Source organism: Flavobacterium sp. UBA7680, assembly GCF_002482975.1.
Classification (GTDB): Bacteria; Bacteroidota; Bacteroidia; order Flavobacteriales; family Flavobacteriaceae; genus Flavobacterium.
Genome location: NZ_DLHA01000058.1, coordinates 246873 through 269681, shown reverse-complemented (window position 1 = coordinate 269681; position 22809 = coordinate 246873). Strand labels below are relative to the sequence as shown.

Below are 22809 nucleotides of genomic sequence, written 5' to 3'. Positions count from 1 at the left end.
ATAAATTTGACAAAAATTTAATCACTTGAAGAAATTACTCTTTTTTATATCTTGTCTGCTTTTATTAAGTGTTCAAATCATTTCTGCGCAAGCACCAAAAAAAGCGCAGGGACCCAAAAAAATCAACATAGAACATTCTGATTATTTAGATGTGGATCAAGCTACAGCACCTGATGCAGTCTTGCTTACCGGAAACGTAAAAGTAAACCATGACGGAGTAGTTCTTACTTGTAATAAAGCGTATTATTTTCAGAAAGAAAATTATCTTAAAGCCTTTGGAAATGTACAATTAGTACAAGGCGATACTTTATTTTTAAATAGTAAATATGCCGAATATAACGGAAATATGAAAAAAGCTTTTGCAACTGGAGATGCTGTAATGACTTCACCAGATGCAACGCTGCAAACAGATACTATTAATTTTGACCGAAATACCCAGGAAGTTTTCTATAACACAAAAGGAACTATCGTCAACAAAGACAATACTTTAGTGAGCAAATCAGGAAGGTATTTTGTAGCCCAGAAAAAATTTCAGTTTTTGACAGAAGTTACGATTACGAACCCAAAATATGTTATTAAATCTAATCATTTAGATTATTACAGTAATTCTGGGCATACGTATTTACTTGGTCCATCAACAATTACGAGTAAAACAAATTATATTTATACCGAAAAAGGGTTTTATGACACCAAGAAAAACCTCGCTCACTTTTTACGGAAATCATATATAAAATACGACGACCGACTCATTGAAGGTGACAGTTTATTTTATAATCGAAACACCGAGTTTGCATCGGCAACACGAAATGTAAAAATCACGGATTCAATCAACAAAGGGCTTGTAAAAGGGCATTATGCCGAGATTTACAAACTAAAAGATTCGATGTTTGTAACCAAAAGAGCGGTTGCTATTAATTTAGTCGAAAACGATTCTGTTTACATTCACGGACAAAAATTAATGGTAACCGGAAAAGAAGGAGAACGAATTTTGAGAGCGTTTAAAAATGTCCGCTTTTATAAAACCGACATGAGCGGAAAATGTGATTCGATTCATTCAAATTCTAAAACCGCTTTAACGAAATTGATTGGAAGTCCGATTTTGTGGAACGGCGACAGCCAGATTACGGGTGATTTAATGCATTTAATTGGCGATAATAATACCAAAAAGTTAGATTCATTAAAAGTTATTAATAACACTTTCCTCATCTCCAAGGACACTTTAGGGACGGGCTATAATCAGGTCAAGGGACTCAATTTATTTGGAAAGTTTAAAGAAGGGAAACTCCACGATGTTGACGTCGTCAAAAACACCGAAGTTGTCTATTTTATGCGGAATGACGCCAATGAGTTAATCGGAATTAATAAAAATGTCAGCAGTAAAATCAACCTGATTTTAGAGAATAATGCCGTAGAAACGATTACATTTTTTAATCGTGTTGACGGAGATATTTTCCCCGAAGAAGATTTACCTGAAAATGCCCGTAAACTACGTGGTTTTGTCTGGCGCGGTGACGAAAGAATAAAATCAAAAGACGATATTTTTACTGCCGAAGAAAATGAAATGAACGACAAATTAGTCAAAGAAGGAAAAGATCAGGAAGAAAAAGATAAAAACGTTCCTATGAAAGTCAGAAAAGAGACTTTGGATTACGACAAGAAAAAACCAGCTGTAAAGACAGAAACGAAACCTAAAGTTAAATAGTTTTAGTTTTCAGTCTCAGTTTTCAGAATTTGAAACCTGAAACAAATTTTTAATTTTCAGTTTCAGCTTTGAGATCTCTGCATAAAAATGCAATCTTAATTTTAACCTTACAAACTTTGCGTAAATCTTTGCGATCTTTGCGTTAAAAATTAGTCTCAGTTTTCAGTCTCCAGCAACCTGAAACTTTAAACCTGAAACAAAAACCTAAGAACCTTAGCATCTCAGCAACTTAGCATCTTAAAAAAAATGAACCCAGATTTTATAAAATACCAGGCACAAACTTCCCCTTATCCGTTAGGAATGGAAGTTTCGCACGCCATAGGATCATACATATACGATACAAACGATAAAAAATATTTAGACTTTGTTGCCGGAGTTTCGGCTTGTACACTTGGACATCAGCATCCCAGAGTAAATCAAGCCATAAAAGATCAGTTAGACAAATATTCGCACGTAATGGTTTACGGAGAATATTCGCAGAGTCCGGCAGTTCAATATTGCAAATTAATGGCCTCACTCCTTCCAGAATCTCTAAACAAAACCTATTTAGTAAATTCAGGAACAGAAGCAATTGAAGGCGCTTTAAAACTAGCAAAAAGAACAACAGGCCGCAGCCAGCTTATTTCTTGCCATAACGCTTATCACGGAAACACAATGGGTTCTATGAGTGTTATGGGATTTGAAGAACGCAAACGAGCTTTTCGCCCGCTACTTCCAGATGTAGATTTCATTACATTTAATAACGAAGCCGATTTAGAAAAAATAACCACCAGAACCGCTGCAATTCTTCTTGAAACGATACAAGGCGGTGCCGGATTTATTCAGCCCGAAAATAACTTTCTGCAAAAAGTCCGCAAGCGTTGTGATGAAGTTGGAGCGTTGATGATTGTAGATGAAATTCAGCCGGGTTTTGGAAGAACAGGAAAACTTTTTGGCTTCCAAACCTACGACGTTATTCCAGATATTGTTGTTATGGGAAAAGGTATGGGAGGCGGAATGCCGGTTGGTGCTTTTACAGCTTCGGCAGAAAGAATGGACCTTTTAACCGAAAATCCTAAACTGGGACATATCACCACATTTGGAGGTCATCCTGTCATTGCGTCAGCTTGTTTGGCTACTTTGCAGGAATTAACTGAGACAAATTTAATGCAGGAAGCACTTGAGAAGGAAAAACTGTTCAGATCGCTTTTGGTACATCCTTTGATAAAGGAAGTTAGAGGAAAGGGATTAATGCTCGCAGCAATGACTGAAACGGCAGAAATAACGAATCAGGTTATTTTAAACTGTCAGGACAAAGGATTAATACTGTTCTGGCTTTTGTTTGAAGGATGTGCTATCCGGATAACACCGCCGCTTACTATTTCTGAGGAAGAAATAAGAGAAGGCTGCTCCATAATTTTAAACGTTATGGACGAAATATTGAAAGCGAACAATAATTAAATAATCTTTTAAAAATCAGAAGATTATAATTAAATTTGGAGCGTAAATTCTAAATTCATTGTTAATTAAATTGTTCAAAACAATTAATTTCCCCTCCCCACATCAATTATATGGTTGCCTAAATTTATAACAGGCTAATTTCAAATAAAACAAAGTATGCAATTAAGCAACGAAGAAGAAGATTATAACCTATCCTTATCAAAATTTGAGTCGATGTTAAAAACTAACAAAGTTCTCTTTTTTGATTCTGAAGAATTTGAAGAAATCATTCTTCATTATTTAGATATAGGCAAGGCTAATTTAGCAAAAAAGGCCTTAAAACTTGCATTAGACCAACATCCAAAATCTACAGGCTTAAAACTAGTACAAGTAGAAATGCTGGTTTACGAAGACAAACTTGAAATCGCTGAGAAGCTTTTAAACGAGTTGTATGCAATCGAACCAAACAACGAGGAAATTTATATCCAAAAAGCAAATATTTGTTCTAAAAGAGATCAACACGAAAAAGCGGTAGAATTACTTAAAATTGCCCTGCAATATACTGATGATTATGCCGATGTTTACAACTTGATTGGAATGGAATATCTTTTTATGGATAATCTTGAACTGGCAAAAGAGAGCTTCATCAAATGTCTTGAAGAAGATTTAGAAGATCAATCTGCCTTATATAACGTGGTTTACTGTTTTGAATTTTTAGATCAAAATCAGGAAGCTATTGTGTATCTGAACGATTACATCAACAAAAACCCATATAGCGAAATTGCATGGCATCAGCTTGGAAGACTGCATTATGGCGTAAAAGAATATGAAAGTGCCATTCGTGCTTTTGACTATGCAACCCTAATCGACGATGAGTTTTTAGGTGCATTTATGGAAAAAGCAAAAGCTTACGAACGTCTTAAAAAGTACAACGAAGCTATTGAAAGCTATAATCGTACCATTGAATTAGACGACGCAACATCGTATGCTTTATTGCGTATTGGTAAATGTTATGAAAAATTAGGAAATGCTGTAAAAGCGCTTCAATATTACAACCAGACTGTTCACGAAGATCCGCTTTTAGACAAAGGCTGGATTGCAATTACAGATTTTCATGTTCGTCAAAAGAACTTTCAAAAAGCCTTATTTTTTGTCAACAAAGCATTAGCAATCGACAATCAAAATCGTTTGTATTGGAAACGTTATGCAACGATCAACAAACAAATGAACTTTTTTGAAGAAGCTGAATTTGGGTACAGAAAAGCGGTTGAATTTGGAGATTATGCTCTTGATACCTGGTTGTATTGGGTTGATATTCTTCAATTTTTAGGAGAATTTGAGAGTGCTATTCAAACCTTGCTTCAAGCTTCAGAATATTTTCCCGAAGAAAACGAAATCGAATATCGTTTGGCAGGATTGTATTTTATGATTCAGGACAATACGAAGGCAAAATTCCATTTAAGCAATGGACTTCGTTTAAACTTTGATAATTATATTCTTATCGAAGATTTATTTCCGGTTGTATGGACAAAGAAAACAGTTAGAAATTATATCGAAAAACACAGAAAATAATAATGATTGATATTTTAAAAAGGCGTTTTGGCTTATTGGGCCGTAATATTAGTTACTCATTTTCAAAAGGTTATTTTACAGAAAAATTTAACGACGAAATTTTCGCAGGCAACAGCTATGAGAACTTCGACATTGCTGAAATTAACCACTTTACCGGATTATTAAAAAACAATCCGGATTTGAAAGGTTTAAATGTTACGATTCCTTATAAAGAGCAGGTAATTCCTTTTTTAGATAAACTATCAAAAAAAGCAACTTTAATTGGTGCTGTAAATACTATTAAGTTTACCAAAAATGGAAAACTAAAAGGTTACAACACCGATTATTATGGTTTTAAAAAATCATTAAAACCGTTATTAGAACCGCATCATAAAAAGGCATTGATTCTTGGTACAGGTGGCGCTTCAAAAGGTGTTGCTTTTGCACTAGATGAACTTGGTATTCTTTATACTTTTGTTTCAAGAGAAGCAAAAGAAAACATAATTGATTACAACTTAATCAATGCTACAACTTTTGATAACTTTCAAATCATAATCAATTGTACGCCAGTTGGCACAAGCCCTAACATAGAAGCTTGTCCTGATCTTCCTTATGAGTTTTTTACAGATAAACATATCGCATACGATTTGATTTACAATCCTGCCGAAACTCAATTTCTTAAAAATGCTAAAGAAAGAGGTGCTGTAATTAAAAACGGATATGATATGCTTATTTTTCAGGCAGAGAAAGCCTGGAAGATCTGGAACAAATAAAAAATTTGGAATATAGGAAATTAAAGTAATTTTTGTAAATTAGTCTACTCATTTGTAGATAGTTATGAAAAAATCAACACTTTACTTCTGCATTTTATTTTTTATTTCACTTGCTTCAACAGCACAGGAATCTCAAAACACAAATGAGACCGCAAGTAGTGTCTATACCGAAGCCCGATATCATTATTATCTAAAAACAATTCTTCTTTTCAATGAATATTTAGATACTGATTCTGGCTCATTTAACACAACTCAGCTTCGATTTTTACATCCAATCGCTAATAAAGCGTGGAATTTAAGGGTCGATCTTCCGTTAGTTTCTACTAATACTTCTTCTATAAACAAAACCGGAATTGGAGATATTGCTGTCGGAATCAGCTACATTCCCTATTTAGAACATAAAAATGGCGGAGTTGCTTTTCGTGCTCGGGTCATATCAAATTCAGCTGTTGATCCTGCTTTGGGATCAGGAAAATGGGTCTTTGCTCCTGCAGTTTTCTATGGAAAATATTTGGTTATGAATAAATTTCTATGGATAAGTTCTATAGAAAATCAGTCTAGTTTTGCCGGATCAAGCAACAGAAGCGACATCAATACAATCTCTTTTGAAAATTACTTCATGTACATTTTTGGAAAAAACTGGGTTGCTGCCGATGCCGCTTTTAGATATAATAATACAAATAAAGGTTTCCCGAATAATGCTTTTGTAGAATTTGGTCGAAAAATAACCGCAAATGATATGGCATATATTCATCCGAGCGTTGCTTTTGGAAATCATAAATCTTATAATTTTGGAATTGAAGTTGGAATGTTGATTTTATTTTAATCAGGAATCGGCAAAAATTTCCAGCTAAAACCATCAGTTTAACTTCAATCATCTAAAAAATAATAGGAAATCGAAATTTTTATTTCCTCCAAACAATTTATAAAAATTTGCATATGAGAGGTATAAATGAAGGCAAAGAATAGGAATTTCATCGTAAAATACAGCATAAACAAACGATTTATTTTGTAGTTAGGAACACCTTTACTATCTTTCGCTCTGTTTAAAGTAAAAACCTTATACATTTAAAATGTTAGAAGAAAAGAATGATAACCTGCAAGAAGCAGACGGAAAGTTAGGAATCGATATTAGTGATTCTACACAAGATGATACAGTTGAAGCTGCAGAAACTGAAACGGTAACTGAAACTACTGTTCCAGATGTTGAAAATGAAGTTGAAGAAACAGCTGAAATTGAAGAAACTGATCATCAAAGTGCATTAGATGCCATAACAAATTCAAACGCCGAAGAAAGTGAAGATGAAACGCTAAAAGAGCGTCATGATATTCCTATGAAGGATTATCATACTTTTTCTTTGGATGCACTGGTAGACGAGCTTAAAAAATTGGTTAATATAGACAAAACAATGTCTGTAAAAGATCATATTGAGGAAATCAAAAAATCATTTTTACTACAATACAATCATCTTATAGAAGAAAAAAGAGAAGAATTTAATGCTTCAAAAGAAGACCCTAATGAAGAATTTGAATATCATTCTCCTTTAAAATCTAAGTTTGATGAATATTACAATATTTTTAGAGAGAAAAGAAATGCTCACTTTAAACATTTGCAAACTAATCTAAAATCTAATTTAGAAAATCGACTTGCCATAGTTGAGGAACTAAAAGAACTTATAAATCCGCAGGCCAATATAAAAGATACTCTTAAACATTTTAATGATTTAAGAGAAAGATGGAAAAATGCCGGAGCAATTCCAAAAGACAAATACAATCACGTTTGGAACAACTATCATTTTCATGTAGAAAATTTTTATGATTATCTGCATTTAGATCGTGAAGCAAGAGATTTAGATTTTAAACATAACTTAGATCAAAAGCAAAAAATCATTGCAAGAGTTGAAGAACTTGTCAATGAAAGCGACATAAGTAAAGCATTTCGTGAATTGCAAGATTTACACCGACTTTGGAAAGAAGATATCGGGCCTGTTTCTAAAGAACACCGTGATTCTATCTGGAATAAATTTAGCGAACTGACTAAAAAAATTCACGATAAAAGAGAAGTTTTATTCGAAAGCCAAAGAGCAAACGAACAGCAAAATCTTGAAGCTAAAAAAGATATTATTTCTAAAATCGAAGTTTTAGGAACTGAAAAAGTAAACTCGCACTCGCAATGGCTTATTCAGATTCAAAAAGTAGAAGCTTTAAGAAATGAGTTTTTCGCAGCTGGAAAAGTTCCTTCTGAAGTAAATGAAGAAACCTGGGCATCGTTTAAAACAGCTGTTAGAAATTTCAATGCCTTTAAAAATTCGTTTTACAAAGACATCAAGAAAGATCAAAACGACAATTTAAATAAAAAAATGGCCCTTGTAGCTAAAGCCAAAGAACTACAGGAAAGTACAGATTTTGGTTCTACTACTCCAATCATGAAGCAAATTCAGGAAGAATGGAAACAGATTGGTCATGTTCCTAAAAAATACTCAGATAAAATCTGGAAAGAATTTAAGGATGCGTGCAATCATTATTTTGATAAATTAAAAGAACACAAATCAGAAGAAAATGCTGATGAGGTTGGAGCTTTTGATAACAAAAAAGCATACTTAGATATTTTAAGAGCTTATCAGTTAACAGGCGATCACAAAACAGACCTTGACGCTATAAAACAGCATATTGAAATCTGGAAAGGTTACGGAAAAGTTCCTTTTTCAAGACGTCATATTGAAGGGAAATTCAATAAAATTTTAGATGCACTTTTTGAAAAACTAAGTTTAAGCAAAAAAGAATCTGAAATGATGCGTTTCTCTAATAGAATTGATTCGTTATCAGATAGTAACGATACGAGAAAATTAGATAATGAAAAGATTTTCATTATGCGTAAAATTGAAGAAGTTCAAAATGAAATTTTCCAGTTAGAAAATAACATTCAGTTCTTTACCAATACTAAAAATGCTAAAAAAGAGAATTCAATTGTTACTGAAGTACGTAAAAACATTGCAATTCACAAAGAAAGCCTTGATGTATGGAAAGATAAATTGAAACAATTAAGAAACTTAAATCAACCGGAATAATTCTCAGGTTGAGCGAAGTCGAAACCATTTAAATATAAAAGGTGTAATGAAATTCATTGCACCTTTTTTTTGTGCTCATTTTTTTAACCGCAAAGCACGCAAGAGATTTATAAAAGCGCAAAGTTCGCAAAGCTTTACTTAAATACTTTGCGAACTTTGCGTAAACCTTTGCGTCTTTGCGGTTAAACATCACCACAACGAAAAACCTAAAACTTAACATTTCTTATTAAATTTCGTAAAACTATTCTGCAAAATATTGATTATATTTGAGTTACCACTATAATAAACAATCAACAAATAACATTTAATACTAATTTTTAAATTAAGAAGAACATGAAATTTACAAGAAAAGCAAATGCCAACTGGAAAGGAACAGGCATGGAAGGAACAGGAACTATAAGTACACAAAGCACAACATTAGATAACGCACAATTGTCTTTTAAAACAAGATTTGCAGACGGAGTTGGAACAAACCCTGAAGAATTAGTCGCAGCAGCGCATTCTGGCTGTTTTACAATGCAGTTAAGCTTTTTACTTAACGAAGGTGGTTTTACTGCAGATGATTTATCTACAGAAGCTACAGTAACTTTTGAAGACGGAACTATAACATTAATTCATTTAGATTTAAAAGGAAAAGTGCCATCAATATCTGCAGAAGAATTTGAAAAAACGGCTGCAAAAGCAAAAGAAATCTGCCCGATTTCAAAACTTTTAAATACAACTATAACTTTATCTGCAACATTAGTGAGTTAAGTTATATTTTCTAAGCATAAAAAAAACCATCCGTTTCTGGATGGTTTTTTTTATATAATGAAATGACTAATATTAGTTCATTGTTGCTTTTAAAGCTTTTGCTTCAGCAGTCATTTCTAATGCTTTATAAACTCCTAATAATGTTTTAGCAACATCTTCGTTTTTAGGATCTAATTCATTTGCTTTTTTAAGGTAAGGAATAACACCTTTAAAAACACCTTCTCTTTGTGCTTTTAAAACGTCGTAACGTTTCATATCTTTTGCAGAAGTTCCCAATTTATTCATTTCGTCAATAATTGGTTTTTCAGCTTCTAACTTTAATGCAGCAAGGTTAAGGTATGCATTAGTATAGTTTGGATTAATTTCGATAGCTTTCAAATAGTATTTTTCAGCATCAGCATTATTTTTTGAATTTGCACTTAATACACCTAAGTTAAATACTAAATCAGCATTGTTTGGATCTTTTTGTAATGCTTCTCCAACTAATTTTTTGTACTGCTCGTAATCTTTAGTTTCAAGGTATAAGTTAGCTTCTGTAAGAATCAAAGAACTATCATCTGGATTAGTTTTTCTAGCATCAGCAATTGCTTGTTTAGCTTCTTCAATTTTTCCTTTTTGAACTAAAATCAACGCTAAGTTTTTGTAGATTTCTCCTCTTTTTGAAGGAATCGCTTCTGTTTTAGGTTTTTCGTGAGTTCCTAATTTTACTGCTAAATCTCTTTCTTTTGAATTAGCAAAGTTATCTTCTCCTCCACTTGCTTTGTTTGTGGCTAAATACAAAGTCCCTTTACCAGAAAAGTTTAATTTTTTCAACTCTTCATACATTGGAAGTGCTGTATCAAAATCCTGAGCGTTTACAGCTGTAGATGCCGCATAGTAAAGATTGATAGTATCTTTTTTATCTAACTGATAAGCATCATATAATTTTTTAGCACCGTCAGAATGTTTGTTTGCCTGAGTATCTGCAATCGCTGAGTTAATCAACAAACCTTTGATATTTGTGATCGAAGCTGCTGCCTGAGTTGAATATTTCTGTTTTCCAGAAGCATTTTCAACATCAATTAATTTTTTGTAGCTGTCAGCAGCTGCACTTAAGTTTTTACTTTCTTCAACTTTTTTAGTTGCAAGGTCTAAATAAGCATTTCCTTGTACAAAATAATATTGAGCCTGCTCAGTATCTTTTGCATTCACTATTGAATTCTCTGCATCTTTTAGCTGCGCAAGTGCCCCTTGTGCATCACCGCTTTTCAATGCTTTTTCAGCATTTTTAATTTGATCTTTTTGAGCAAATGTAGCTACAGAAATCAGTAATGCTGACGCTAGTATAACATATTTACTTTTCATAATGTTCTATTTGTATATTTAATTTAATTTTTGTGGTTTTTATCTTTATTCTTCAGATTCTTCTTCTTCCGAGTCATCTTCGTCTTCCACTACATCATCAGCGTCATCGTCGTCATCTTCAGCAGTTCCGTCATCTTCAAGAACTTCTAAATCCGGTTTAACTCTTTCAATTGCAGATTCGACAACATTACCATCTTCATCTACAATAACTTCTTCTGCATCGTCTTTCATAACTTTTGTAACAGCAGCGATAGAATCTTTACCTTTTAGGTTAATCAATCTAACACCTTGAGTAGCACGTCCCATAACACGTAAATCCTCAATTGCCATTCTAATAGTTAATCCAGATTTGTTGATGATCATTAAATCATCAGAATCTGTAACGGCATTAATCGAAATTAATTTTCCAGTTTTCTCCGTGATATTAAGAGTTTTAACCCCTTTACCTCCACGGTTTGTAATTCTGTATACATCTTCTCCATCATCGTCAACTAATTTGGTACGTTTTCCGTATCCGTTTTCAGTTACCACTAATATCTGAGAATCTGTAACATCATTTTTACCAACAGTAACCATACCAATTACTTCATCTGTATCGTCTTTTAAAGAAATTCCACGAACTCCGGAAGCTGTTCTTCCCATCGGACGTGTTTTTGTTTCTTCAAAACGAACCAATTTACCAGACTTAACTGCCAGGATAATTTGGCTTTCTCCATCTGTTAATTTAGCTTCAAGTAATTCGTCACCTTCTTTAATTGTAATAGCGGCAACTCCATTTACACGAGGTTTAGAATATTTCTCTAAAGAAGTTTTCTTAACCTGTCCTTTTTTCGTAACCATTACAAGGTTATGCGTATTGATATAATCTTTGTCTTTTAAATCTTGTGTACAAATGAAAGCTTTTACTTTATCATCGCTTTCGATGTTTACTAAGTTTTGAATTGCTCTACCTTTAGCCGTTTTGCTTCCTTCCGGAATTTCATAAACACGCATCCAGAAACATTTTCCTTTTTGGGTAAAGAACATCATATATTGGTGGTTGGTAGCAACGAACATATGCTCAAGGAAATCCTGATCTCTTGTTCCTGCGCTTTTTTGTCCAACTCCTCCTCTATTTTGAGTTTTATATTCTGTTAAGTTTGTACGCTTGATATAACCTGCATGCGAAATTGTAATAACCACATTTTCATCGGCAATCAAATCTTCGATACTTACATCTCCACCAGAATATTCAATAGTAGAACGACGAGCATCTCCGTATTTCTCACGAATTTCTTCAAGTTCTTCCTTAATTAAGTTAGTTCTTAAATTAACGTCTGCTAATAAAGCTTTTAAGTGCTCGATTAATTTCATTAATTCATCAAACTCAGCTCTTAATTTATCTTGCTCCAGACCTGTTAACTGACGTAAACGCATCTCAACAATAGCACGAGCCTGAATATCTGACAAACTGAATCTTTCGATTAATTTTTCACGCGCTTCTTCTGTATTTTTAGAACCTCTGATGATCGCAATTACTTCGTCAATATTATCTGAAGCAATAATTAATCCTTCTAAAATATGTGCTCTTTCTTCAGCTTTACGTAATTCAAATTGTGTTCTACGAACTACAACATCATGACGATGCTCAATAAAGTAGTGAATCATATCTTTTAGATTCAACATTTGAGGACGCCCTTTTACAAGTGCAATATTGTTTACACTAAAAGAAGATTGTAATGAGGTGAATTTATATAAGGTATTCAATACTACGTTTGGTGTAGCATCACGTTTTAAGATATAAACGATACGCATACCGTTTCTATCAGACTCGTCACGAATATTCGCAATACCTTCAATTTTTTTATCATTAACTAAATCAGCCGTACGTTTGATCATTTCGGCTTTGTTAACCTGATATGGAATCTCGGTAACAATAATACATTCTCTTCCGTCAACTTCTTCAAAACCAACTTTAGCACGCATAACAATACGTCCTCTACCCGTTTTAAAAGCTTCACGAACACCTTCATAACCATATATTACACCACCCGTTGGAAAATCAGGAGCTTTAATATGTGTCATTAATTCGTCAACTTCGATATCATTATTATCAAGGTACGCTAATGTTCCGTTGATAACTTCTGTTAAATTGTGCGGCGGCATATTAGTCGCCATACCTACTGCAATACCTGTTGCTCCATTCACTAATAAGGTAGGAACTCTTGTAGGCATTACTTTTGGCTCATATAAAGTATCATCAAAGTTTAATTGAAAGTCAACTGTTTCTTTTTCGATGTCTGCCATAATATCTTCAGATATTCTGCGCATTCTCGCCTCAGTATAACGCATTGCTGCCGGACTGTCACCATCAACAGAACCAAAGTTACCCTGACCGTCAACTAATAAATATCGCATACTCCACTCCTGAGCCATACGAACCATTGCATCATAAACAGAGGTATCACCGTGTGGGTGATACTTACCTAAAACCTCCCCTACAATTCTCGCAGATTTTTTGTGGGCAGATCTTGAAGTTACACCTAAATCATACATTCCGTAAAGAACTCTTCGATGCACTGGTTTCAAGCCATCTCTAACATCAGGAAGTGCTCTCGATACGATTACTGACATCGAATAATCGATGTAAGCTGATTTCATTTCATCTTCAATGTTAATAGGAATTAACTTTTCTCCTTCAGACATAAGTTGTTATGTTTTAATAATTACATTAGTTTCAAAGCGTGCCAAGATACGTTTTTTTAAAATTTTTTCAGCTATTTCCTTACACTTATTTAAATGATTTATTAACAACTTTATTTTAGCTTTTAGTTAATAAATTAAGCGTTTTTTAACGCTTTTATTGTTATTTTTTTTGTCAATTAGCTGACAGTAGTTATCGATGGGTATGGTTTTTGTTTTTCAAACTGTAATTCATTAAATTTACAATACCAATTATATATTATGGATGATAATTTTTCACCAAGAGTAAAAGATGTTATTACATACAGTAAGGAAGAAGCCCTTCGTTTAGGACACGACTTTATTGGTACTGAGCATCTAATGCTGGGCATTTTAAGAGATGGTAACGGAAAAGCTATTCATATACTTAATAACCTAGCAGTCGATTTAGATCATTTACGCAGGAAGGTAGAAATACTGAGTCCAGCCAACCAGAGCGTTGAGGTAAATGCCGAAAAGAAAAACCTTCATCTGACCCGACAGGCCGAAAGGGCACTGAAGACCACTTTTCTAGAAGCTAAAGTATTTCAAAGTTCGTCGATTAGCACAGCTCACTTGCTTTTATGCATCTTACGAAACGAAAACGATCCAACAACCAAGCTGTTGAATAAGCTAAAAATAGATTATGACATAGCTAAAGAACAATATTTAAACATGACGCCAAACGAAGAAGAATTCTTAGAAAACTTGCCAAGAAACGAATCGTACAATGACGATTCAGGACAAGATGACAGTCTAAAGGAAAGTAGTTTTAATAATCCAGCCAATAAGTCAAACAAAAAATCTAAAACGCCGGTTCTGGATAATTTTGGGAGAGATTTAACAGAAATGGCTGAAGAAGGAAAACTTGATCCTGTAGTAGGACGCGAAAAAGAAATTGAACGCGTTTCTCAAATTTTAAGCCGAAGAAAAAAGAACAATCCGCTTCTTATTGGAGAACCCGGAGTTGGTAAATCTGCTATTGCAGAAGGACTTGCTTTGCGCATTATCCAGAAGAAAGTATCTCGTATTCTTTTTCACAAACGTGTTGTAACATTGGATTTGGCAAGTTTAGTTGCCGGAACAAAATACAGAGGCCAGTTTGAAGAAAGAATGAAAGCCGTAATGAACGAGCTTGAAAAAAACGATGACATTATTCTTTTTATTGACGAAATCCATACTATTGTAGGAGCTGGAGGAGCAACTGGTTCGCTTGATGCTTCAAACATGTTCAAACCTGCATTAGCAAGAGGAGAAATACAATGTATTGGTGCTACAACTCTTGACGAGTACAGACAATATATTGAAAAAGATGGTGCTCTTGAAAGACGTTTCCAAAAAGTAATTGTTGAACCAACTTCTGTTGAAGAAACAATCGCAATTTTGAACAACGTAAAAGACAAATACGAAGACCACCACAATGTTACTTATACACAGGAAGCAATTGAAGCTTGTGTTAAATTAACAAACAGATATATGTCTGAGCGTTTCTTACCAGACAAAGCTATTGACGCTATGGATGAGGCCGGATCTCGTGTACACATTACTAATATTGATGTTCCAAAACAAATTTTGGATTTAGAACGTCAGTTAGAAGAAGTTCGCGAAATGAAAAACATGGTAGTTAAGAAACAAAAATATGAAGAAGCTGCCAAACTTCGCGATGATGAAAAACGCATTGAAAAAGATTTAGCCGTTGCACAAGAACAATGGGAAGAAGATTCTAAAAACAACAGAATTGAAGTTACAGAAGATAATGTAGCCGATGTTGTTTCGATGATGACCGGAATTCCAGTAAACAGAATTGCACAAACAGAAAGCAACAAATTAGCACAATTACCTGAATTGATTCAGAACAAAGTAATTGGTCAAAATGAAGCTGTTCTTAAAATTGCACGTTCTATTCAACGTAACAGAGCTGGACTTAAAGATCCTAATAAACCAATTGGTTCATTCATTTTCTTAGGACAGACTGGAGTTGGTAAAACACAATTAGCAAAAGTTTTAGCAAAAGAATTATTCGATTCTGAAGATGCATTAGTTCGTATTGACATGAGCGAATACATGGAAAAATTTGCTATTTCTCGTTTAGTTGGTGCGCCTCCGGGATACGTAGGTTACGAAGAAGGTGGACAATTGACTGAAAAAGTTCGTAGAAAACCATATTGCGTTGTACTTTTAGATGAGATCGAAAAAGCGCATCCAGATGTGTTTAATATGATGCTGCAAGTTTTAGATGACGGATATTTAACTGATAGTTTAGGTCGCAAAATTGACTTTAAAAACACTATCATTATCATGACATCTAACGTTGGAGCACGTCAGTTAAAAGACTTCGGACAAGGTGTTGGATTCGGAACTGCTGCAAAAGTGGCTCAGGCTGATGAAAACTCAAAAAGCATTATCGAAAATGCATTGAAAAAAACTTTTGCTCCTGAGTTCTTAAACAGAATTGATGATGTAATCGTGTTCAATGCATTAGAAAAAGGTGATATTGATTTGATTATCGAAATCGAATTGAAAAAACTATATTCTCGTATTGCTGAGTTAGGTTACAAACTAACATTAACAGACAAAGCAAAAGCATTTATTGCAGAAAAAGGCTTTGACAGACAATTTGGTGCAAGACCGCTAAAAAGAGCAATTCAGAAATATGTTGAAGATTTGTTAGCAGAAGAAATCATCACTTCGAAAATACATTCGGGAGATGAAATCATGATGGATTTAAAAGAAGATTCACAAGAACTTTCGGTAGAAATTCACAAAGCCGAAGAACCGACAAATCAATAAATTAGTCAAAATTTATAACAAAAATAATCTACCCGTTACGTTTTCATAACTTAACGGGTATTTTTTTTGGATAATTTACTATCTTTAGTAAAAGCAAATAGCTATTTTTGAATTTAAATTCTATAATTAAAAAACAAAGTATGCTTCAAAACAAAGTCATTTTAGGCAGCGAAGAATGGTGCGCATTTCCAGAACTTGGAATCCCGACAATTAAGGCTCGTGTCGATTCTGGTGCCAAAACTTCGGCAATGCACGCTATCAACATAGCTCCTTTTATAAAAAATGATGCTAATTGGGTTAAGTTTGACATTAATCCAATTCAAAATAATATTAAAACCATCATTCATTGCGAAGCTCCGCTGGTTGATAAAAGAATTGTAAAAAGTTCAAGCGGTTTTAGAGAACACCGTTATGTAATTCAGACCAATATTAGAATTGGCGATTCAAAATGGCCTATCGAAATGACTTTGACCAACCGTGATTCAATGGGTTTCCGTATGCTTTTAGGGCGTGAAGCCATGAGCGGACGTGTACTAGTTGATCCGGAAGAAAAATACTTATTGGGACAGCCTACAAGTGAAGCTTTAAAAGAATTATACCAAAACTCAGAAAAAGCAAGTTCGGGTTTACGAATTGGCCTTTTAGCCAGTAATCCTGAATTATACAGTAATAAAAGAATCATGGAAGCAGGCGAAATGCGCGGTCATGAAATGCATTTTTTGAACATCAAAGAATGTTACATGAAACTCGACGCTAAAACTCCTGAGATTCATTACAGAGGCGGAAAAATCTTAAATCAGTTTGATGCTATTATTCCCCGAATTCGACCAAGCATAACTTTTTACGGCTGTGCCTTAACACGTCAGTTTGAAGCATTGAAGGTTTTCGTTTTAAACTCCGCTACAGCTATAACACAATCAAGAGATAAATTATATTCACTGCAATTACTTTTAAACAGCGGCATTGATATCCCGACAACTGGTTTTGCCAATTCTCCGCTGGATACAGACGATTTAATTAAGATGGTTGGAGGTTCTCCTCTAATTGTCAAGTTATTAGAAGGAACGCAAGGAAAAGGGGTTGTTTTGGCAGAAACCAAGAAAGCTGCAGAAAGTGTTATCAATGCTTTTAAAAGTTTAAATGCCAACATCTTAGTTCAGGAATTTATCAAAGAAGCAAACGGAAAAGATATTCGCTGTTTTGTAATTGACGGAAAAGTAGTTGCTGCGATTCAGCGTGAAGCAATGCCGGGCGAGTTTAGAGCAAATATTCACCTTGGCGGAACAGCATCTGTAATCAAAGTAACTGCCGAAGAGAAAAAGATCGCAATTAAGGCCGCAAAAGCTATGGATTTAAAAGTTGCAGGCGTTGATATTATTCGTTCTTCAAAAGGACCTTTATTGCTTGAAGTAAACTCTTCACCAGGTCTTGAAGGAATCGAAGGCGCAACAAATAAAGATATTGCCGGAGAAATGATTAAGGCTATTGAAAAGAATTTTAAACTTGGTTAAATTCATTTAAACTTAATATCACATAAATAATTTAGCAGCTTTGTCAAAGTTTAAAACTTTGACAAAGCTTTTTTTAAACTTTAAAATAAAAAATATGCTTTTTCCCTATTTAGATATTATTCTACGAAGTGTTGCAGTCTACTTTTTTATGACAATTGCCTTACGCATTTTCGGTAAAAAAGAACTTTCGCAATTAAATACTGCTGATATTATTCTGATTTTACTAATTAGCAACTCCGTTCAAAATGCAATGGTTGGCCCGGATACCAGTCTTCTTGGAGGTTTAGTTGCTGCATTGGTTTTATTTGTAATCAATTTTATTATCAAAAAATTGACCCATAAATACAAGCTTTTTAGCGATCTGTTATTAGACAAACCTGAAGTATTAATTCACGATGGAAAACTCGATTTTAAAGCTTTAAGTAAATTAGATATTTCTGATGAAGAACTAAAAGAAGCCATGAGAGAACATGGAATCGAATTTTTCAAAAATGTAAAGCTTGCAATGTTAGAAATTGACGGAACAATCAGCATTATATCCGAAGATCAGGAAAAACTAAAACAAACGCATTACAAACGAAAACACAATCACAAAAGCCTGCAGAATTTCAATTAAAGAGAAACAAAAAATTTCTTTTCTTATTTCTTAAAAGGAATTTTTGATTTGCCATAAAAGGGTAAAAGCAATTCTTCATTGGCAAACCTGCCATCCAGATCATATCGCATAGGTGTTTTTACCAACAGGGTGCTAAAATTTCCTTCTACATCTATATAAATCTTTTTTGAATAATATCTTTCAGAAGAAGCCAGGCAATCCTGTATTGCAAATAACATTTTTTTTCGGGAAGACTTTTGAATTCCCATAATATCAGTAACCTTAGCAATTACTAAAATAGTATCGTTTCTCTCTACCGTATAATATTTTAGTTTATTTGTATCTATCCCTTTCAAAGATCTGTTAACAGATTCTTTTATAAAACAGGAAATTATATCCGATTCCTCATTTGGATTACTGGTTACTTTTTTTTGATCTACTTTCAAGCGAATTTTTCTTATATCATCCTCTTTTTTGCAAGAGAAAAATAAACAAAATACAAGTAAAAAAAATAGTGGTGAAAGTTTATTGTTTTTGAAGAGGTGTATCAATTGGAATTAGCCGTTTTTAAAACTCATTTCAATCTATTTCAATACTTTAGACAATGAATTTATATGTTTAACAATTCGGCAAATATCAATTTATAAAACAGTAAGAATAACTGCTAAAAATTAAAAAAATAGCATTTACAGACATTTTTCCATTTATAAATTACCGCAATAAAAAAGCCGATTTCAATTTGAAATCGGCTTTTTTATTATGTTGACAAAATGCGATTTACATCTCACATTTCACAAAAATCATTTTACGAAATAAACAAACTTAGTATAAAATAAACCAAACCTGCTAATATTGCTGAAATTGGAATAGTCAGAATCCAAGCCCAAACTAAACTTACTGTAACTCCCCAGCGAACTGCAGAAACACGTTTTGTTAATCCAACACCAATAATAGATCCTGTAATAGTATGCGTTGTACTTACCGGAATTTTTAAATGCTCAGTAAAATAAAGCGTTAAAGCTCCAGCAGTTTCAGCAGCAACTCCTTCAAATGAACTTACTTTTGTGATTTTAGAACCCATTGTTTTTACAATTTTCCATCCACCACTTAAAGTTCCCGCTGCAATTGCAGAATAACAAGCTAACGGAATCCAGCCCGGCATTACTCCTTTTATTCCTGTGTCATCATTTGGCAGTACAACATTTAACCATGAATCCATATGAACACCAGGATTTGTATTGATATAAACCGCTACAGCAGCAGCAATAATACCCATTACTTTTTGAGAATCATTTCCTCCGTGACCTAAACTAAAAGCCGCTGAAGATAATAACTGCATTTTTTTCAAAGCAGCATCAGCCTGATGAAGATTTAAACTGCTAAATATCAAACAAAATGCACTTACCGTTAAAATAATAAAGGCTACTAAAAACCATTTAATATTATGAGGATCAAAAGCTATACTCCAAAAATGAGAATCAAAACGAGGTTTTCCATGCTCTAAAATTTCATCATAAGAAACCATTTGAGCATATACAAACCAAATAGTTCCAAGCATTAAAGCTACTGTAAATACTTTAGGCCAAATACTTTTACGAGAAGCATTTAATAACCAGATTGAAATTAAATACGATGCCAAAGCTCCTAATAAAGGTGCTAAAACAATAAAAGCAATAATAATAAGAACTCCAGAAGGCATTCCGCCATCTTTTCCGGCCTTATACCAGCTTACAATTTGATACCAGTAATGTGTTGCTCCATCCTCTCCAACATAACCAGAAAAACCATGAACTGCAATAGCGTGCGCAACCGCCGCTCCGGCAAAACCTCCAATTAATGTATGAGAAGAACTTGAAGGAATTCCTAACCACCAAGTCAATAAATTCCAGCAAATTGCCGCAATAACCCCGGCAAGAATTACAACCAGGTTAATTTCCATTGTGTGCGCTGTTTTTGCAACAGTATCTGCAACACCAAATCCGAAAACCCAATAAGCTAAAAAGTTAAAAAATGCTGCCCAAAGAACGGCCTGAAAAGGCGTTAAAACCTTTGTAGCAACAACAGTCGCTATAGCATTTGCCGCATCATGAAAACCATTGATGTAATCAAAAATTAAGGCTAATACTATAATTAATAAAAGTAGCGTCATAAAATTATAACTTCAGAATGAAAGATTGAATTAAGAATGTTTTACAGAAATAGATTCTAGTATGTTCGCAACACTCTTACATTTGTCTGTTGCTGATTCTAAAACAGATAACACTTCTTTATATTTAATAATATTTTTAGCGTCTGTTTCGTTTTCAAAAATTTCAAAAACTGCTTTGTTATATACATTATCAGATTTGTTTTCCAGTTTATTAATTCTGGCACAAGCATCTTTAATGATTTTAAAATTCTTTAAATTTCTTAATTCTTTTACTGCACTATCAATGTTTTGACAAGCTTCAAGATTGATTTCTGTCATCCTTCTGATAGATTTTGTAATCTTATCAACCTGATACAATCTCATACGGCTTGCCGCACCATGAAGGTAATCAGCAACGTTATCAATAGAAGTAATTAATGTATGGATATCCTCTCTGTCAAATGGAGTGATAAAGTTTCTGCTCAATTCCAAATTGGTCTGACGCGTAATGTCCTCCCCTTTTTGTTCTAATTCGTCAATCTTTTGAAAAAGAATTTCTCTTTCTTTTAATGGAAGGTTTACCGCTTCGTGTAAGTTAGAAGCTAGTTCAATTAAATTGCTTGAAGCCTCTTCAAAAAGTGGAAAGAATTTCTTGTCTTTCGGCACTAAAAATTGGAAAATACTGTTTATTGACATTTTTATATTTTTGATAGTGCAAAATTACTTCAATAATATTTTACAATGTTAAGCCATTGTTAACAAATCGTTTTCTATTTGGAAACTCCCAAGGAACGAAACTGTGTTTTCAATATCATAATGTAAGATTCTATCTTCCTTAACCAAAGGCACAACTTCTCTATAACTGCTTAAGAACATTTCGATGAAATCACTTGATTTTAAAGGCTCTCTGTAAGCAATTGCCTGAGAAGCATTTAACAATTCAATGGCCAAAATACGCTCTAAATTATCTAAAACTCGTAAGGCTTTTGTCGCTCCGTTTGCTCCCATGCTCACATGATCTTCCTGTCCGTTGCTCGAAACAATACTGTCAACACTCGCCGGAGTTGCCAATTGTTTGTTTTGACTCGCAATACTTGCTGCAGTATATTGCGGAATCATGAAACCAGAATTCAATCCCGGATTATCAACCAAAAATGCCGGAAGATTACGCAAACCGGAAATTAACTGATACGTTCTTCTTTCAGAAATACTTCCTAATTCTGCCAAAGCAATTGCCATAAAGTCTAAAGCCAAAGCCAAAGGCTGTCCGTGGAAATTCCCACCCGAAATAATCTGATCGGCTTCAATAAATATATTTGGATTATCGGTAACCGAATTAATTTCAGTTTTAAATACCTTTCTAACGTAATCAATTGCATCTTTTGAAGCACCGTGAACCTGTGGCATACAACGGAAAGAATACGGATCCTGAACATGTTTCTTTTCCTGAGCGATAATTTCGCTTCCATCCAAAAATTCAGTAATGCGCTGTGCTGTTACAATTTGTCCTTTATGCGGACGTATATAATGTATCAATTCATTAAATGGCTCAATTCTTCCATCAAAACCTTCTAAAGAAATAGTTCCGATTAAATCTGCCAAATATGAATATTTATATGCTTTAATTAAAATATGAGCTCCATAAGCACTCATAAACTGCGTTCCGTTTAACAAAGCCAAACCTTCTTTTGACTGTAAAACAATTGGTTCCCAGTTAAAATGTTTTAAAACTTGGGCAGAAGCCACTTTTTTACCTTCAAAATAAACTTCACCTTCTCCAATTAAAGGTAAAGATAAATGAGCCAGCGGCGCTAAATCTCCAGAAGCTCCAAGTGAGCCCTGCGTATAAATTACCGGTAAAATATCATTATTATAAAAATCAACCAAACGGTTTAAAGTAATCAATTGTACTCCAGAATGTCCGTAGCTTAAAGATTGAATTTTAAGCAAAAGCATCATTTTTACAATTTCTGCAGGAACTTCCTCACCCGTTCCGCAAGCATGAGATTTCACTAAATTTTCCTGAAGTTTCGATAAATTCTCATTAGAGATTTTTACACTATAAAGTGATCCAAAACCAGTATTGATTCCATAAATTGGTGTCGTAAGTGATGCCATCTTTTTATCTAAATAATCACGGCATTTTTGAACGTTTACCTTAGCTTCTTCAGACAACTCAAGTGCTTTATCATTTACTAAAATTTCCTGTAAAGTTTCAAGCGTTATAGTTTCAGTACTTATATAATGAATATCTCTCATGACATTTTTAAATTTAAGGTGTCAAAATTCAACAAATCAATATTAAAAAGCAACATTTTATCACAATAATTAAAATTTCAATAAAGCCCAATCTTTACTTTTATTTATTTGATAATAGTAAAATGTAGATTATCACAGCCTTTTGCTCCTTTTTTTAGTAAAATTCTCATCGGGAAAGTATCTATATTTCCGTTTTAAATTATCAGAAATATATTA

16 protein-coding genes are annotated in these 22809 nt (G+C 33.7%); 10 read left to right on the top strand and 6 right to left on the bottom strand.

Annotation, left to right across the window (positions count from 1 at the left end; translation table 11 throughout):
• The first annotated feature begins 25 nt into the window (after positions 1 to 25).
• The 7 genes from B3C18_RS24840 to B3C18_RS24810 all read left to right on the top strand — a co-directional run bounded on the left by B3C18_RS24840 (position 26) and on the right by B3C18_RS24810 (position 9266).
• Entirely contained in the window at positions 26 to 1702 is a 1677-nt protein-coding gene (locus B3C18_RS24840; RefSeq protein WP_291153242.1) for an OstA-like protein, read from the top strand.
• Between the two features lie 246 nt (positions 1703 to 1948).
• A complete protein-coding gene (locus tag B3C18_RS24835; RefSeq protein ID WP_291153240.1) occupies positions 1949 to 3142 on the top strand; it encodes an aspartate aminotransferase family protein in 1194 nt (397 codons plus the stop codon).
• Between the two features lie 156 nt (positions 3143 to 3298).
• Positions 3299 to 4693: a tetratricopeptide repeat protein gene (locus B3C18_RS24830; protein ID WP_053473553.1), complete on the top strand. Its 1395-nt coding sequence runs from the start codon at positions 3299 to 3301 to the stop codon at positions 4691 to 4693.
• A 2-nt stretch (positions 4694 to 4695) separates the two neighbouring features.
• The gene (locus tag B3C18_RS24825) at positions 4696 to 5445 is read left to right on the top strand and encodes a shikimate dehydrogenase family protein (protein ID WP_291153237.1); all 750 of its coding nucleotides are present in this window, start codon (positions 4696 to 4698) and stop codon (positions 5443 to 5445) included.
• Between the two features lie 64 nt (positions 5446 to 5509).
• Positions 5510 to 6271 carry a lipid A phosphoethanolamine transferase gene (locus B3C18_RS24820; RefSeq protein ID WP_291153234.1) on the top strand — a complete coding sequence of 254 codons (762 nt, stop codon included), beginning with the start codon at positions 5510 to 5512 and terminating at the stop codon, positions 6269 to 6271.
• A gap of 247 nt (positions 6272 to 6518) precedes the next feature.
• A complete protein-coding gene (locus B3C18_RS24815; protein ID WP_291153231.1) occupies positions 6519 to 8513 on the top strand; it encodes a DUF349 domain-containing protein in 1995 nt (664 codons plus the stop codon).
• Positions 8514 to 8846: 333 nt separating this feature from the next.
• Entirely contained in the window at positions 8847 to 9266 is a 420-nt protein-coding gene (locus tag B3C18_RS24810; protein WP_291153228.1) for an OsmC family protein, read from the top strand.
• A gap of 72 nt (positions 9267 to 9338) precedes the next feature.
• Here the strand turns inward: B3C18_RS24810 and B3C18_RS24805 are convergent, their stop codons facing one another.
• Together B3C18_RS24805 and gyrA are read right to left on the bottom strand one after the other, a co-directional pair.
• Positions 9339 to 10610 carry a tetratricopeptide repeat protein gene (locus tag B3C18_RS24805; RefSeq protein ID WP_291153226.1) on the bottom strand — a complete coding sequence of 424 codons (1272 nt, stop codon included), beginning with the start codon at positions 10608 to 10610 and terminating at the stop codon, positions 9339 to 9341.
• A 45-nt stretch (positions 10611 to 10655) separates the two neighbouring features.
• Positions 10656 to 13295 (bottom strand): DNA gyrase subunit A, encoded by a 2640-nt coding sequence (gene gyrA, locus B3C18_RS24800; RefSeq protein ID WP_291153223.1) that lies wholly within the window; start codon positions 13293 to 13295, stop codon positions 10656 to 10658.
• Between the two features lie 258 nt (positions 13296 to 13553).
• On the opposite strand from gyrA, the gene B3C18_RS24795 reads away from it, so the two are divergent.
• From B3C18_RS24795 to B3C18_RS24785, 3 genes are all read left to right on the top strand, one after another.
• Entirely contained in the window at positions 13554 to 16100 is a 2547-nt protein-coding gene (locus tag B3C18_RS24795; protein ID WP_291153220.1) for an ATP-dependent Clp protease ATP-binding subunit, read from the top strand.
• 140 nt (positions 16101 to 16240) lie between these two features.
• A complete protein-coding gene (rimK, locus tag B3C18_RS24790; protein WP_180857701.1) occupies positions 16241 to 17611 on the top strand; it encodes a 30S ribosomal protein S6--L-glutamate ligase in 1371 nt (456 codons plus the stop codon).
• 94 nt (positions 17612 to 17705) lie between these two features.
• Positions 17706 to 18227, top strand: coding sequence for a DUF421 domain-containing protein (locus tag B3C18_RS24785; protein ID WP_291153216.1), 522 nt, complete (start codon positions 17706 to 17708; stop codon positions 18225 to 18227).
• A 23-nt stretch (positions 18228 to 18250) separates the two neighbouring features.
• Here B3C18_RS24785 and B3C18_RS24780 read toward each other — a convergent pair whose 3' ends face one another.
• The 4 genes from B3C18_RS24780 to hutH all read right to left on the bottom strand — a co-directional run bounded on the left by B3C18_RS24780 (position 18251) and on the right by hutH (position 22593).
• Positions 18251 to 18652, bottom strand: a complete 402-nt coding sequence (locus B3C18_RS24780) for a hypothetical protein (RefSeq protein ID WP_291153213.1) — start codon at positions 18650 to 18652, stop codon at positions 18251 to 18253.
• A gap of 359 nt (positions 18653 to 19011) precedes the next feature.
• A complete protein-coding gene (locus tag B3C18_RS24775; protein ID WP_291153210.1) occupies positions 19012 to 20355 on the bottom strand; it encodes an inorganic phosphate transporter in 1344 nt (447 codons plus the stop codon).
• A 30-nt stretch (positions 20356 to 20385) separates the two neighbouring features.
• Entirely contained in the window at positions 20386 to 21030 is a 645-nt protein-coding gene (locus tag B3C18_RS24770) for a DUF47 domain-containing protein (protein WP_291153207.1), read from the bottom strand.
• 48 nt (positions 21031 to 21078) lie between these two features.
• Positions 21079 to 22593, bottom strand: coding sequence for a histidine ammonia-lyase (gene hutH / locus B3C18_RS24765; RefSeq protein WP_291153204.1), 1515 nt, complete (start codon positions 22591 to 22593; stop codon positions 21079 to 21081).
• Positions 22594 to 22809 lie beyond the last annotated feature (216 nt).